Raw genomic sequence first — 13,531 nt, forward strand, 5'->3', positions numbered from 1 at the left:
GCGTCAGTAGCCCTGGTTGGTGAAACTCAGCGGCGAACCCCACTGCGGGCGCAGCCGGTCCACCGGACGTCCCCAGTCGTTACGGGGTTCGGAGTCGGCCGGGGCCGCGCCCGATCCGGCGGCCGCGGCGACCACGGACACCAGCACGGCGACGTCCTCGTCGGTCGGGTTGCCACTCACCACACGCAGGAAGGGGGCGGTCGCGGCGGTACTCTCCCCGGCGGTCACGCCGGTGCTCACGGTCTCGTCGGTGCTCACAGGGGGATGTTCCCATGCTTCTTCGGGGGCATGGTGACCATCTTGCGCTCCAGCAGCCGCAGCGCGGTGGCGATCTGCCCGCGGGTGTGGCTCGGCGGGATCACCGCGTCGACGTAGCCACGTTCGGCGGCGACGTACGGGTTGACCAGGGTGTCCTCGTACTCCTGCTGCAGTTCCAGACGCAGTGCGTCGACGTCCTCACCGTTGGCCTCGGCCTCCTTGAGGCGGCCGCGATAGACGAAGCCCACCGCACCCGAGGCGCCCATCACCGCGATCTGTGCGGTCGGCCAGGCCAGGTTGACGTCGGCACCCATGTGCTTGGAGCCCATCACGTCGTACGCGCCGCCGTAGGCCTTGCGGGTGATGACGGTGATCTTGCCGACGGTGGCCTCGCCGTAGGCGTAGAGCAGCTTGGCGCCGCGGCGGATGATGCCGTTGTACTCCTGGTCGGTGCCGGGCAGGAAGCCCGGGACGTCCACCAGGGTCACGATCGGCACGTTGAACGCGTCGCAGGTGCGCACGAAGCGTGCGGCCTTCTCCGCGGCGTCGATGTCGAGGCAGCCGGCGAACTGGGTCGGCTGGTTGGCGACGATACCCACGCTGCGACCGTCCACCCGGCCGAAGCCGACGATGATGTTCCTCGCACGCTCGGCCTGGACCTCGAGGAACTCCTCGTCGTCGACGATGCGGCGGATGACCTCGTGCATGTCGTACGGCTGGTTGGCCGAATCCGGGATCAGGGTGTCGAGCTCGAGGTCCTCGTCGGTGAGGGTCTCCTCGATCGACCCGGCGGCCGGACTCGCGACCGGCAGACGCGGCGGCTCGGCGCGGTTGTTGCTCGGCAGGTAGCCCAGCAGCTCCTTGACGTAGTCGAGGGCGTCCTGCTCGTCGGCGCCGACGTAGTGCGCCACACCCGACTTGGTCATGTGGGTCTGGGCGCCGCCCAGATCCTCCATGGTGACGTCTTCACCGGTGACGGTCTTGATGACGTCGGGGCCGGTGACGAACATCTGGCTGGTCTTGTCGACCATCACCACGAAGTCGGTCAGCGCGGGGGAGTACACGTGGCCGCCGGCGGCGGGACCCATGATCAGGGAGATCTGCGGGATCACTCCGGATGCACGGACGTTGCGGTAGAAGATGTCGGCGTAGAGGCCGAGGGAGACCACACCCTCCTGGATACGGGCACCGGCACCCTCGTTGATCCCGATCAGCGGGCGGCCGGTCTTGATCGCCAGGTCCATGACCTTGACGATCTTCTCGCCGTAGACCTCGCCGAGGCTGCCGCCGAAGACGGTGACGTCCTGCGAGAAGACACACACCTCGCGGCCGTCGATGGTGCCGTAGCCGGTGACCACGCCGTCGCCGAGCGGCCGGCGGTCGGCGAGACCGAAGTTGATGCTGCGGTGGCGGGCGAGGGCGTCGAGCTCGACGAACGAGCCCTCGTCGAGCAGGTTCTCGATGCGCTCGCGGGCGGTCATCTTGCCCTTGGCGTGGACCTTCTCCACCGCGGCCTCGCCGACCGGGTGTTTGACTTCCTCGAGTCGCTGGCGCAGATCGGCGAGTTTTCCGGCCGTCGTGTGGATGTTCGGCGCGGCGCCGGAGTCGGACGAAGCAGTGGTCATGGAATCCGATGCTAGCCAGAGGAGTGTGACCCCCGTCAACCCGCCCCAACGTGAGATTTCACTCATGTTCCCGAGCGATCGGTCGGGGAACAGGGATACCGCGTCCGAAGCAGGTCAGCGCCCCGTAGGGTGACAGGTCATGACCGATCTCACCCCTGGCAACCCCACGGATCTGCGTGCCGGCATCGACCGGCTCGGCCACCGATTGGCGGGCACGATCTGGCAGCGGGTGGAGGTGGTGGACTCGACCGGGTCGACCAACGCCGACCTCGTGGCGCGGGCATCGGAGGCCGACATCGTCGGGACCGTCCGCCTCACCACCGACCAGACCGCCGGTCGTGGCAGGCACTCGCGGGTATGGGAGGCGCCGGCCGGTGCGCAGCTGGCGGTGTCGGCGGTGCTGCCGGTCCGCGGCCACACCGACACGCTGGGATGGCTGTCGCTGGCCACCGGGCTCGCCGTGGCCACCGCGATCGAGGCGACGACCGGGCTGCGGGCGATGCTGAAGTGGCCCAACGACGTGCTCATCGGTGACAAGAAGGTGTCGGGGATCCTCGCCGAGTACGTGGCCGCGACCGACTCGGTTCCCGGCGGGATCGCGGTGGTCGGAACCGGTTTCAACACCGACATGACCGCCGAGCAACTGCCGGTGCCGACGGCGACGAGCCTGCGGATCGAACTGGGTGAACCGGTCGATGCCGCCGCACTGGCCGTCGACTACCTGCTGGCGCTTGGTGGGCTGGGGTGGCCGGAGGATCTCGCGACCATCACCCGCCGTTACCGTGACCGCTGCGACACCCTCGGCCGTCGCGTGCGGCTGATCCTGCCGGGCGACGACGTGCGGGTCGGTACCGCCGTCGACGTCGACCCCGACGGGCGGATCGTGGTCCGCACCGAAAGTGGGGAACAGGTCAGCGCCACCGCCGCCGACGTCGTACACCTGCGGCCCGAGGAGGACTGAGGACCGGCGCCGGCGTGGCCGGGCTCCCGCCGGGGTGGGTCAGCGTCCGGTGTTGATGCTCTTGTGTCCCATCGCCGGCACCAGGGAGAAGATCGGCAACCCGATCACGAGGTGCATGACGGCGGTGCCGATCCCCACCGAGATCTGGCCGGAGGCGTAGGCGACGATCGGGATGATCACCGACGCCGCGATCAGCAGGCCGACGATCCAGCGGAAGAACGCGTCGGGGGTCGGGGTGATGATCTGCAGCACGTACCACAGCGCTCCCGCGGCGATGGCGCACAGGAAACCGGTGAGCGCGAACCAGATCTCGTCGTTGGCGACCGGGTTCCAGATACCGAACCGGCCACTGGCGTTGACCTGGTCCACGATGCTGCGGATGATCCACGCCACCAGCCATGCGGCCAATCCGGTGACCACTCCGGTCATCACGATGCCGCCGACGAACATGCCGACGTTGATGTCGGGGCCGACATGCTTGCGTGGCCGCGACTGCTGTGCGTGGGCATCCCGGCGTCCGGGAGTCTGTCCGTAGGCGTTCTGCGCGTACGAGTTCTGCCCGTAGGCATTCGCGGGGTCCTGATATGCGGGGTCCTGATATGCGGGGTCCTGATATGCGGGGTCCTGATAGACGGGGTCCTGGCGGCTGTACGCACGGGAGTCCGGTGCGTACCCGGGCTCATACTTCGACGTGCGCGGATCCCGGGGGTCGCGATAGGTCATGAGCGTCTCCTGAACCTCGTCGAACGGAATATCGGTCGTCAGTCTACCGACGGTGACCCGTCCTTCCGACGCTCCGCGCCTATGCTGACCCCATGGCATATCCACGGGAGAACCTGGCGCCCGGTGAACGGATCGTGCTGCACCGACATCCGCACTGGAAATGCCTGTTGGGGCCGTTCCTGCTCTTCGTGCTCATCAGCGCCGTCGCGGGCCTGCTGCTCGGTGTGGTCTCCTCGACCGGACTCACCTCGACGTCTGCGATGGTCGCCGACATCGCGATCGGCGTGTTGTGGGCGGCAGCGGCGATCTGGTTCTTCGTGCGGCCACTGGTGTCGTGGAAGACCACGCACTTCGTGCTCACCGACCGGCGTGTCATCTTCCGCAACGGCATCCTCACCCGGTCGGGTATCGACATCCCGATCGGCCGGATCAACACCGTCGAGTTCCGCCACGGACCCATCGACCGGATGCTGCGGACCGGCACCCTGATGATCGAGTCCGCCTCCGACGACCCGCTCGAGTTCAACGACATCCCCCAGGTCGAGAAGGTGCACGCGCTGCTCTACCACGAGGTGCTCGACATCGTGGGCAGGGGCGACTCCGGAAGGGGCGACTCCGGCAGGGGCGACTCCGGGAGGGGCGACTCCGGCAGGGACGACGGCCACCGGGACGACCGGTGGGATGATCGCCGGCGCGACCACGACGCCGACCCGGATTCCGACAACGCCCGCGGCCGCCGGGCCCGCCGATGACCCGCCGGGAGAGGATTGCCCCGTGACCGATGTGCTGCTCGCCGAGGACGACACCGCGATCGCCGAACCGTTGGCCCGTGCCCTGTCCCGGGAGGGATACGGCTGTGAGGTCGTCGGCACCGGCACCGAGGCCCTCGAACGTGCCGTCGACGGCGGCTTCGAACTGGTGATCCTCGATCTCGGGCTGCCCGAGATGGACGGTCTGGAAGTGTGTCGGCGGGTGCGTGCCCGCCGGCCGGAGCTGGCCGTTCTGATGCTCACCGCCCGCACCGACGAGGTGGACTTCGTCGTCGGCCTCGACGCCGGCGCCGACGACTACGTCGGCAAACCGTTCCGGCTGGCCGAACTGCTGGCCCGGGTGCGTGCTCTGCTGCGTCGCCGGCAGACCGCCGACGACGTGGTCCTCGAGGGTGGTGACATCCGCCTCGATGCCCGTGGACGTCGGGTGCTCGTCGACGGCCAGGACCTGGTCCTGGCCAACCGTGAGTTCGACCTCCTGCGGTTCCTGATGGAACGTGCCGGTGAGGTGGTCGGCCGGGACGAGATCCTCACCGAGGTGTGGGGATCGGCCGACCTGCGGTCGTCGAAGACCCTGGACATGCACATCTCGTGGCTGCGTCGGAAGATCGGCGACGACCGGCACGATCGGCCCCGCCACATCGTGACCGTGCGCGGCGTCGGGTTCCGGTTCGATCCGTGACCCGCGGCCACTGACCGGTTCCGCCCATGCGTCGCCGCATCCTGTACACCATGATCGCCATGCTGGTGGCGGTCGGCGCCCTGCTGGGTATCCCGTTGTCGGTGATCGCCTGGTGGTGGGTCGGGGACAACGCGCACCAGACGCTCGACGGCCGCCTCAAATCGATCTCCGATCAGCTCATCCGCACCGACGACGGCCATGACGCCGCGCTCGACCCGAACCGCCTGGACACCGCATCGGTGCGCGCGCTGGTCCCCGACGGTGGTCGGCTGATCCTCACCTACACCGAGGACAGCGGCCGGTCGTTGAGTCGCACCGTCGGCGCCGTCATCGTCGGACGTGCGATGACCGACAGCATCGGCCTCGGCGACGCCGGATCGCTGGTCCTGGAGATCCCGCTCGACGACGTCCGCAACGACCAGCTCGCCGCCGTCGGCATCGTGCTGCTGGTGGTCGCGTCGTCGCTGGCCGCGGGTACGGTCGCCGCTGCCGTCACCGCCGGACGGATCGCGGACCCGCTGATCGACCTCGCCGACCGTGCCGCGGCGATGGCGCGCGGTGACTTCCGGTCGGAGTGGAAGACCTACGGCATCACCGAACTCGACCGGGTGTCGCGGGCGCTCGGCGACGCGAACACCGAGATCGCGCTGCGACTGGAACGTGAGGGCGAGATCGTCGGTGACGTCTCGCATCAGCTGCGCAGCCGGCTCACCGCCATCCAGTTGCGTCTCGACGAACTGTCGTTACACGAGGACCCCGCCGTCGTCCACGAGGCCGAGGCCGGGCTCGCGCAGGTCGAACGGCTCGCCAACGAACTCGACGAGATGGTCGCCGCGTCCCGCAACGACCCCGCCGAGCCGGTACGACTGGACGTCACCGAACTGATCACCACGCTGGTCGGGGACTTCGAGAACGCCTTCGACGCACACGGCCGACGGCTGCGCACCACCTACACGGGGCGGCCCGTGGCACTGTCGGCGCACCCCGGCAGATTGCGGGAGGCGGTCAGCGTGCTGGTCGACAACGCCCTGCAGCACGGTGCCGGTGACTGCCGGATCGGTGTGGGGGCACTGGCCGGCGACATGGTGCGGATCACCGTCGCCGACGACGGCACGGGTGTGCCCGACGACCTGGTGCAGGACATCTTCCGGCGTGGGTTCTCCGCGGGTGCGGGCAACGGTGTCGGATTGTCGCTGGCGCGTGCGCTGGTCGAGGCCGACGGTGGTCGCCTGGAACTGAGCCGCCGCCGGCCGCCGATCTTCTCGGTGGTGGTGCCCTCGGCGTCAGCCACGGGATCGGGGGCGCCCGGATCGGGCTCGCCGCGATCGCAGGTCAGGCGTGACCGAGTTCCTCATCGTTGAGTTCCTCGACACTCGGGTAGAGATCCGTCGACCCGGCGTCGCCACCGCGCAGGTTCTCCTCGGGGAAGGCGAACTTGCGCAACGCCCAGAACCGGAACGCCATCTGCAGCAGGTTGCCGATCACGAATCCGAGGATGAAGTCGACGACGGCGAGTTCCAGCGACCCGAGGTTGGAACGCAGGTCGAAGACATTGTTGGCGACCCAGAGCGGTGCGGCCTGCAACAGCACGCCGATACCGCTGATCCCGAAGAACAGGAAGGCCTCGTGCGCACGCTCGCGGCCCCCGCGGTTCTTGAACGCCCACTCGCGGTTGAGGATGTAGCTCAGGATGGTGGCGAGCACACCCGAGATGATCTTCGCGACGACGGGTTTGGTCTCGAGCACGGTGAACGTCAGCGAGTAGAAGATCACCATGTCGAAGATGAACGTGGTGCCGCCCACCAAGGCGAACTTGATCAGCTCGTGGTGCTTCATCACCAGCCCTCGGACCGGCTCCGGCAGCCGGGCTACGGTCTCATCGATGAATGGCACAAGACACGAGTGTAGGACCCCGACCGGCCGGTAACTCCACCGCGGTCGGTCATGCGCCCGACATGCCGGGCATGCCACGATGGATCGCGTGACTTCGCCTGACGGCGCGCCCGGCGCCGAACCCCGCATCCCCGCACCCCCGCACGACCGGTCCGGTGGTGCGGCCATGCCGACCGTCACCATGATCGGTGGCGGCCAGCTCGCCCGGATGACGCATCAGGCCGCGATCGCACTCGGCCAGTGTCTTCGGGTGCTCGCCGGCAGCGCGGATGACCCGGCCGCCCGGGTGAGCGCCGACGTCGTGCTCGGTTCACACGACGACATCGACGACCTGCGCGCCGCGGCCCGGGGATCGGTGGCCCTGACCTTCGATCACGAGGGTGTGCCGTTGTCGCATCTGCAGACCTTGGAGGCCGAGGGCGTCTCGGTGCTGCCGCCGTCGAAGGCCCTGCAGTACGCCCAGGACAAGCGCGCCATGCGGTTGCGGCTGTCGGAGCTGGGACTGCCGGTGCCCGACTACGCCGACCTCTCCGGGGACCTGGGACTGGCCCGCGGACGGCTGATCGAGTTCGGTGACCGGCACGACTGGTCGATCGTGCTCAAGGCGATCCGTGGCGGCTACGACGGACGTGGCGTGTGGATCGTCGACGATCGCGACGCCGCGGTGGCCGTCTTCGACGCGCAGTTCGACACCGGAGTGGACCTGATCGCCGAACAGAAGGTGACGATGCGCCGCGAGCTGTCGGCGATGATCGCCCGCTCGCCGTTCGGTCAGGGCGCCGCGTGGCCGGTGGTGGAGACCGTCCAGCGCAAGGGTCAGTGCGCGGTGGTGCTCGCCCCGGCCCCCGAACTCGACCCGGAGCTGGCCGCCCAGGCCCAGCAGATGGCACTGCGGCTGGCCGACGAACTCGGCGTCGTGGGTGTGATGGCGATGGAACTGTTCGAGACGGTCGACGGCGAACTGCTCGTCAACGAGCTCGCGATGCGCCCGCACAACAGTGGGCACTGGACCATGGACGGTGCGGTCACCTCGCAGTTCGAACAGCATCTGCGGGCGGTGCTCGACTATCCCCTCGGGGACACCGCGCCGCGGTCGGCGGTGACTGTGATGGCGAACGTCCTCGGTGCCGACACCGCACCGCAGATGTCGATGGACGAGCGCCTGCATCACCTGATGGCTCGCATCCCGGATGCGAAGGTGCACCTGTACGGGAAGGGGGAGCGGCCGGACCGCAAGATCGGGCATGTCAATATCGTCGGAGCCGGTGGCGAAGACCTCGCCTCGGTGCGCGAACGTGCCGAACGCGCCGCGCACTGGATGTCCACGGCGGTGTGGACGGATGGATGGGAGGGGCACTGATGCCCGGGATCACTGACAGCGCGAGCAACACGGCCGGGGCGGACACCGCGGACGGGGCAGACACCACGAGCCGGCCGGCCGGCGCCGACGCGGCGGAGAAGGCGACCGAGCACGTGTTGAAGGCCCGGGTCGGCCTGATCATGGGCAGCGATTCCGACTGGCCCACGATGCAACTGGCCGCCGAGGCGCTCGCCGAGTTCGACATCCCGTTCGAGGTGGGAGTGGTGTCGGCGCACCGCACCCCCCAGCGGATGCTCGACTACGCCACCGCCGCCGCCGACAACGGTATCGAGGTGATCATCGCCGGTGCCGGTGGCGCCGCCCACCTACCGGGCATGGTCGCCGCAGCCACCCCGCTGCCGGTGATCGGTGTGCCGGTGCCGCTGCGTCACCTCGACGGACTCGACTCGCTGCTGTCGATCGTGCAGATGCCTGCCGGTGTCCCGGTCGCGACCGTGTCGGTCGGCGGGGCCCGCAACGCCGGCCTGCTGGCGGTCCGGATCCTGGGAGCCGCCGATCCCGCACTGCGGGCCCGCATGCTGAGCTTCCAGCGTGGCCTCGAGCAGATGGTGCTCGAGAAGGACGCCGCCCTGCGCCAGAAGCTGTTGGGCGACTAGGGCGCGCGGCCTGTCGGCGGGATCCGCGGTGTCGGTCGGGTGGTGTGCGGGTCGGTCAGGGGTGCGGCGTACTGATCTCGAGGCGTCGTCGCAGGAAGTCGAGTACCTGGTCGAGGGCCTCCCGGGTGGGCTGGCCGGGTTCGTCCACGAGGTCGACGGTGAGCGTCGAATGTGGCTTGGGCAGTGGCGAATCCGGGTTGGCCGTGGCGTCGGGCAACTCGATGCCGATGAAGGCGTCGCCGAGCAGTTCCTCGAGCGCGCGGAACCGCGACGCCGGCGACATGAGGTCGCCCTCGAAACGCAGGCCCATCACCTGAAGTCCCCTGGCGCAGCGGGCCTGCACCGCGGCGAGGTCGTCGGCACCGATGTCGATCGACCGTCGGTGCCGGCCGGTGACGGCGAACGGCAGGGACGGCTGCGCCAGCACCGGTGCCAGGAGTCGGTCGTCGGCGGCCATGGCCAGGGCGAAGCCGCCGGTGAAGCACATGCCGACCGCGCCGACACCCGGTCCGCCACACCGCTCGTGCTCGGTGGCGGCAAGCGCCCGCAACCATCGGGTGACCGGCGACGACCTGCCGAGCGCCAGGATCGAGAACTCACGGCTGACGCACGCCCGCGCGATCGTGGCCGCCGTCGACACCGCGGCGCCCACCGGGTTGCCGCCGTAGACGTCCTTGCCGTCGGTGCCGAACAGTGACGGCATCACCGCGGTGGCACCGAGATCGGCGACGCGGCGCGCGAAATCGGCGACCGCCGGGGTGATCCCGGGCATCTCGGCGATCACGATCACCGCGGGCCCCGCACCCTTGCGATACACCCGGCGGGTGACGCCCAGATGGGTGGCGTCCTCGGCGGTGAAGTCGTCGAGACGGTCGTCGCTCATGCGTGCGTCTCCCCGGCATGTGTGCCGGGCCGCGCCTCGTCGAGGGTACCCATCAGCGCCCATTCGAAAGGGCGGCCGGCCAGCCGGGCGCCGAAGGGGAGATCGGGGGAGTCGGCGGGGATGATCCGCGGCCTCACCAGGTGCCGATGGTGTCCTCGACGCCTGATCCCGCAGCCACCCGCGGCCAGCACGTTGCGCACCCAGTCGGTGTCACGACCGTAGGCGAGAACGATCCCGAGCCGGTCGTCGTCGGCCCACGCGAGCACCGGGCAGTGGTACGACGTCCCGGACCGGCGGCCGGTGTGTTCGACGACGGCCCAGGGCGTGAGGTACGGGGCCCACAGTCCTTGGACGCGGTTGACGGCGTACTTGTTCGACCTGGCGAGCGCGGCAGGCAGTTGCATGGCCCCTACTCTGCCCGATCCCGCCGGACGTCGCGCCTCGTCGGCGAGAACGTCAGTCGGGCAGCAGGACTGCGCGTTCGGTCTCGGCCCGGCGATCCTGGGCACCCGCCGGGTGGGCGACCCACACGAGTCCGGTGCCCGTCGACAGGGGCCCGAGCAGATTGGCGATGATCCCGGCGGCCGACCGCCACTCCCGTGTCGACAGCACCCGGCCACCGGACTCGATCCCGGCGGCGTCGGCCGCCGACCGTGCCTGCGTCAGAACGGCGGCTCCCGCGACACCGCCGAGTGCCGGTCCGTCGTAGCGTGGACCACGCATCTGATCGCCGTGCACCCGCACCCGGGACCCGAAGTCGGACACCCCGGGCGGAAGTCCCTTGACCGGCAACGCAAAGGGATCGAGCGGGGCCACCAGCAGTTCCTCGGCATCGGGGTGGGCGTCGACACGCTCGGCGGAGGTGAACACCGCGATCGGCATGTCCGGGAGTTCCCCGTCGCCCGGCACATGCACGTGGGCGCCGGCCCACCACGCCCCGAGCAGGATGCCCGCGGTCTGCCAGTGTTCCGGCAGATCCACCACCACGTCGTCACCGGGCGCCGAACCCAGCTCGGTGACAAGGAAATTGGCGGTCTTGGCGGCCCAGTTGCCGAGGGTGGCCCAACTGAGTTCGGTGCGTTCGCCGGTGGCGTCGTCGTAGAACGTGAGGGCCGGGCGGGAGTGGTCGTCCACGGCGTCGAACACCGCGGCGGTGAGGGTCTTCTCGGAAGTCGTCATCAGTTCACACAGGTCGGACCGTCGGAGTTGGCGGTGATCGCCGCCCGGTTGGCGGCGGCCGGGGTACTGGCCTGGTCCGAGGTGTCGGGGGAGTTCGCACCCACGTCCGACACCGAGCCGGTCCCATCGTAGGTGTTGGTCAGCACGGCACGGATCCGGTTCTCCGGCATCGACGGGTCGGCCCGCACGGTCAGCCCGCCGAGATCCTTCGCGAGCAGCCGGGCACCCGGGTCGTCGGCTTCTCGGGCATAGACCACCGAATCACGGTCGTTGGTGGGCGTCGACGAGGTTGCGCCCGCCTGGTAGCCCTTCGCGGTCAGGAGGCCGGATACGTTGGCCGCCAGGCCGTCCACGGTGCCGGCGTTCACCACGTCGACGGTGTACTCGCCGCGCCCGGTGTTCCGGGACGGGTCGAGCAGGTTGGATGTGAAGGCCTTCACCTGCGTCGGGTCGACGGTCACCACACTCTGCTGGCCGTCTTCGCTCCACCCGTGGTCGTCGAGCACCGGGATGGTGGCGAACTTGACCCGTCCGCCGCTGAGGTCCTTGAGCTGTTCGACGAAGGTGAGCACATCCCAGTCGTCGTCGATGATGACCGAGCGGGACACCGCGTTCTGCAGTTCGTTCAGCTTGCCCGGGTCGGTGAGCGTGCCCGCCGACAGGATCTTCTGGGTCAACGAGGCCATGTACACCTGCTGGCGCGTGATGCGGTCGAGGTCGCCACGCGGTAGCTCGTGACGCTGACGGACGAAGCTCAGGGCCTGCGAACCGTTCAGGGTCTGACGTCCGGCCTTGAACCTGGCCCCCGACATCGGCTCGTTCACCGGATTCTTCAGGCAGACGTCCACGCCGCCGACGGCGTTGGTGAGCAGGACGAAACCGAGCAGGCCGACCTCGGCGTAGTGATCGACCTCGACGCCGGTCAGTCCGGCGACGGTGTCGATCAGGGCCTTGCGTCCGGCCCCGGTGCCCTCCCGCTCTGCGTCGGCCTCGTCGGTACCCGACTCGACGGCCTTGCGCCGCACCGATTCCCGGGTGGCGCCATAGGCGGCGTTGATCTTGGTCCTGCCGATCCCCGGTACGTCGACGTAGGAGTCGCGGGGGATCGAGATGGCCGTCGCCGACGACCCGTCGTTCGGCACGCGGATCAGCAGGATGGTGTCGGTGTTGGTGGCGACCTCGTCGCCCGCCTTGAGCATCCGCAGCTCCTGCGGGGTCAGCGGGTTGCCCTTGGCGTCGGCGCGGGAATCGGTGCCGACGAGCAGGATGTCGACGGCACCGTCGCTGCCGTTACCGAGGCCGAGTCCGGCCAGGCGGGTGATGTCGGAGTCGAGATTGTCGACCGAACGCCACACGTAGCCGGTGCCCAGCAGTACGGCGACCGAGACCAGGGCGACGAGTCCGCGACCGAGCCGACCGCCGGAGAGCCCGGCCATCCGGCCCCGTCGCCGTGGTGGCGGGGAATCGGTGGTGGATTCGGTGTCGGCGGTGCCGGGTGCGGCGGCCGGCCCCGGGGCGGTCTCCGGGCGTGTCTTCTCCGCGGGTGTGTCGGGGCGCGGGGCGCGCCGCTTCCCGGCGGTGACATCCCCGGCGGTGGCGTCTCCTGCGGGGCGCCGTCGGGACGATGGACGTCCTCGTGCCGGGCGCTGTCCCGCCCGGTCCGCGTCTTCGGTACGCCGGTCTTCGGTACGCCGGTCTTCGGTGGGTCGGGCTTCGGTGGGTCGGGCTTCGGTGGGTCGGGCTTCGGTGGGCCGGTCCGGGGTGCGTTTGCGCGCCGCGGTGTCGGCGGTGGGGCGCTTCCGGCCTGCCCGCGGGCCGTCGGACGTCTGCTCGGCCGGGCGACGCCGTGCGGGCCGCTCGCCCGCCGGACGCTCACCCGAGGGACGCCTGCGGGGCGCGCGTGGCTCGGCCGACGCCTCGGCGTCACGGGTGTGGATCTCGCCGGAGGAGCGTTGCCGCGGTCCCGGTCGGGGCGCCTCGTCACGGCCGGTGCCGTCGGTGCCGGGAGCCGGCCGCCGACGCGGCGCATCGTGGCGGGGTGGTACCGACTCGGGACGGGCGCGCCGCCGAGGGCTCTGGCCGTCCGGTCGGGGGCCGTCCGGTCGGGTCTCGGCACGTGCCTGCCCGTGCGAGTCGTCGGCGTGGCGCGGACGCGGATCCCGCGCATCCGGGGCCTCCGGGCGAACCCGACGCGACCGGGTGTCGTCGCCGCTCGGCCCTCGTCGGGCGCCGTCGGGGCGGGGTTCCACGTCACCACTCGGCCGGGTCGGCCGTCGGCGCGCGCCGTCGGGGCGGGACTCCACGTGTGGTCTTCCTTCTCCGTCGTCTCTCGGCGGCGTCCGTCCGGGACCGCTGTACTGGGGCCTCTGTGACTCGAGTGCTGGACGTGCCTGATGTGGTTTGCAGTCGCAAGGTTACTGAATCTGATGGTGAACTCGGGGGCGCAACGCCGGGGGCGGGCCGAGTCATCCGTCACGAACCGGTTGCCGCGACCCGTTCGCGGATGGTCTGCGGTGGGCGATCTGTCCGTGACGACCGACATGGCAGACGACCCTCGCGTGGGGCACGATGGCGCCATGG

14 protein-coding genes are annotated in these 13,531 nt (G+C 69.9%); 6 read left to right on the forward strand and 8 right to left on the reverse strand.

Going from position 1 to position 13,531, the window contains the following annotated elements:
* Positions 1–3: 3 nt before the first annotated feature.
* Together ACWDUA_RS23225 and ACWDUA_RS23230 are read right to left on the reverse strand one after the other, a co-directional pair.
* Positions 4–258 carry an acyl-CoA carboxylase epsilon subunit gene (locus tag ACWDUA_RS23225; protein ID WP_449753381.1) on the reverse strand — a complete coding sequence of 85 codons (255 nt, stop codon included), beginning with the start codon at positions 256–258 and terminating at the stop codon, positions 4–6.
* Positions 255–1,883: an acyl-CoA carboxylase subunit beta gene (locus ACWDUA_RS23230; RefSeq protein WP_449753382.1), complete on the reverse strand. Its 1,629-nt coding sequence runs from the start codon at positions 1,881–1,883 to the stop codon at positions 255–257. The genes ACWDUA_RS23225 and ACWDUA_RS23230 overlap by 4 nt, the downstream gene beginning before the upstream one ends.
* A 139-nt stretch (positions 1,884–2,022) precedes the next feature.
* Here ACWDUA_RS23230 and ACWDUA_RS23235 point away from each other — a divergent pair, with 139 nt between their 5' ends.
* A complete protein-coding gene (locus tag ACWDUA_RS23235; protein WP_449753383.1) occupies positions 2,023–2,844 on the forward strand; it encodes a biotin--[acetyl-CoA-carboxylase] ligase in 822 nt (273 codons plus the stop codon).
* Positions 2,845–2,883: 39 nt separating this feature from the next.
* Here the strand turns inward: ACWDUA_RS23235 and ACWDUA_RS23240 are convergent, their stop codons facing one another.
* Positions 2,884–3,567 (reverse strand): hypothetical protein, encoded by a 684-nt coding sequence (locus ACWDUA_RS23240; RefSeq protein WP_449753384.1) that lies wholly within the window; start codon positions 3,565–3,567, stop codon positions 2,884–2,886.
* A gap of 92 nt (positions 3,568–3,659) precedes the next feature.
* Here ACWDUA_RS23240 and ACWDUA_RS23245 point away from each other — a divergent pair, with 92 nt between their 5' ends.
* The 3 genes from ACWDUA_RS23245 to ACWDUA_RS23255 are packed head-to-tail and all read left to right on the forward strand — an operon-like array spanning position 3,660 to position 6,380.
* Positions 3,660–4,319: a PH domain-containing protein gene (locus ACWDUA_RS23245; RefSeq protein ID WP_449753385.1), complete on the forward strand. Its 660-nt coding sequence runs from the start codon at positions 3,660–3,662 to the stop codon at positions 4,317–4,319.
* A gap of 22 nt (positions 4,320–4,341) precedes the next feature.
* Positions 4,342–5,019, forward strand: coding sequence for a response regulator transcription factor (locus ACWDUA_RS23250; protein WP_449753386.1), 678 nt, complete (start codon positions 4,342–4,344; stop codon positions 5,017–5,019).
* A 26-nt stretch (positions 5,020–5,045) separates the two neighbouring features.
* Complete coding sequence (locus tag ACWDUA_RS23255; RefSeq protein WP_449753387.1) at positions 5,046–6,380, forward strand: sensor histidine kinase; 1,335 nt, start codon at positions 5,046–5,048, stop codon at positions 6,378–6,380.
* Here the strand turns inward: ACWDUA_RS23255 and ACWDUA_RS23260 are convergent.
* Complete coding sequence (locus ACWDUA_RS23260) at positions 6,352–6,912, reverse strand: GtrA family protein (RefSeq protein WP_449753388.1); 561 nt, start codon at positions 6,910–6,912, stop codon at positions 6,352–6,354. The two genes, ACWDUA_RS23255 and ACWDUA_RS23260, sit on opposite strands and share 29 nt — an antisense overlap.
* Positions 6,913–6,991: 79 nt before the next feature.
* Here ACWDUA_RS23260 and ACWDUA_RS23265 point away from each other — a divergent pair, with 79 nt between their 5' ends.
* Both ACWDUA_RS23265 and purE read left to right on the forward strand, forming a co-directional pair.
* Positions 6,992–8,272, forward strand: coding sequence for a 5-(carboxyamino)imidazole ribonucleotide synthase (locus ACWDUA_RS23265; RefSeq protein ID WP_449753389.1), 1,281 nt, complete (start codon positions 6,992–6,994; stop codon positions 8,270–8,272).
* 8 nt (positions 8,273–8,280) lie between these two features.
* Complete coding sequence (purE, locus tag ACWDUA_RS23270) at positions 8,281–8,889, forward strand: 5-(carboxyamino)imidazole ribonucleotide mutase (RefSeq protein ID WP_449753409.1); 609 nt, start codon at positions 8,281–8,283, stop codon at positions 8,887–8,889.
* Positions 8,890–8,944: 55 nt separating this feature from the next.
* Here the strand turns inward: purE and ACWDUA_RS23275 are convergent, their stop codons facing one another.
* The 4 genes from ACWDUA_RS23275 to ACWDUA_RS23290 are packed head-to-tail and all read right to left on the reverse strand — an operon-like array spanning position 8,945 to position 13,254.
* Positions 8,945–9,772 carry a dienelactone hydrolase family protein gene (locus ACWDUA_RS23275; RefSeq protein ID WP_449753390.1) on the reverse strand — a complete coding sequence of 276 codons (828 nt, stop codon included), beginning with the start codon at positions 9,770–9,772 and terminating at the stop codon, positions 8,945–8,947.
* Positions 9,769–10,176: a nitroreductase family deazaflavin-dependent oxidoreductase gene (locus ACWDUA_RS23280; protein ID WP_449753391.1), complete on the reverse strand. Its 408-nt coding sequence runs from the start codon at positions 10,174–10,176 to the stop codon at positions 9,769–9,771. Before ACWDUA_RS23280 ends, ACWDUA_RS23275 begins: the two co-directional genes overlap by 4 nt.
* 52 nt (positions 10,177–10,228) lie before the next feature.
* On the reverse strand, positions 10,229–10,951 hold the full coding sequence (locus ACWDUA_RS23285; protein ID WP_449753392.1) for a TIGR03089 family protein: 723 nt from the start codon (positions 10,949–10,951) through the stop codon (positions 10,229–10,231).
* Positions 10,951–13,254 (reverse strand): LCP family glycopolymer transferase, encoded by a 2,304-nt coding sequence (locus ACWDUA_RS23290; RefSeq protein ID WP_449753393.1) that lies wholly within the window; start codon positions 13,252–13,254, stop codon positions 10,951–10,953. The genes ACWDUA_RS23285 and ACWDUA_RS23290 overlap by 1 nt, the downstream gene beginning before the upstream one ends.
* Positions 13,255–13,531 lie beyond the last annotated feature (277 nt).

It is taken from the genome of Gordonia sp. NPDC003376 (assembly GCF_053589235.1).

Coding starts and splice junctions, on each gene's coding strand:
- ACWDUA_RS23230 (WP_449753382.1), bottom strand. CDS start 1,883: ATGACCACTGCTTCGTCCGACTCCGGCGCCGCGCCGAACATCCACACG.
- ACWDUA_RS23235 (WP_449753383.1), top strand. CDS start 2,023: ATGACCGATCTCACCCCTGGCAACCCCACGGATCTGCGTGCCGGCATC.
- ACWDUA_RS23240 (WP_449753384.1), bottom strand. CDS start 3,567: ATGACCTATCGCGACCCCCGGGATCCGCGCACGTCGAAGTATGAGCCC.
- ACWDUA_RS23245 (WP_449753385.1), top strand. CDS start 3,660: ATGGCATATCCACGGGAGAACCTGGCGCCCGGTGAACGGATCGTGCTG.
- ACWDUA_RS23255 (WP_449753387.1), top strand. CDS start 5,046: ATGCGTCGCCGCATCCTGTACACCATGATCGCCATGCTGGTGGCGGTC.
- ACWDUA_RS23265 (WP_449753389.1), top strand. CDS start 6,992: ATGGATCGCGTGACTTCGCCTGACGGCGCGCCCGGCGCCGAACCCCGC.
- ACWDUA_RS23275 (WP_449753390.1), bottom strand. CDS start 9,772: ATGAGCGACGACCGTCTCGACGACTTCACCGCCGAGGACGCCACCCAT.
- ACWDUA_RS23280 (WP_449753391.1), bottom strand. CDS start 10,176: ATGCAACTGCCTGCCGCGCTCGCCAGGTCGAACAAGTACGCCGTCAAC.
- ACWDUA_RS23285 (WP_449753392.1), bottom strand. CDS start 10,951: ATGACGACTTCCGAGAAGACCCTCACCGCCGCGGTGTTCGACGCCGTG.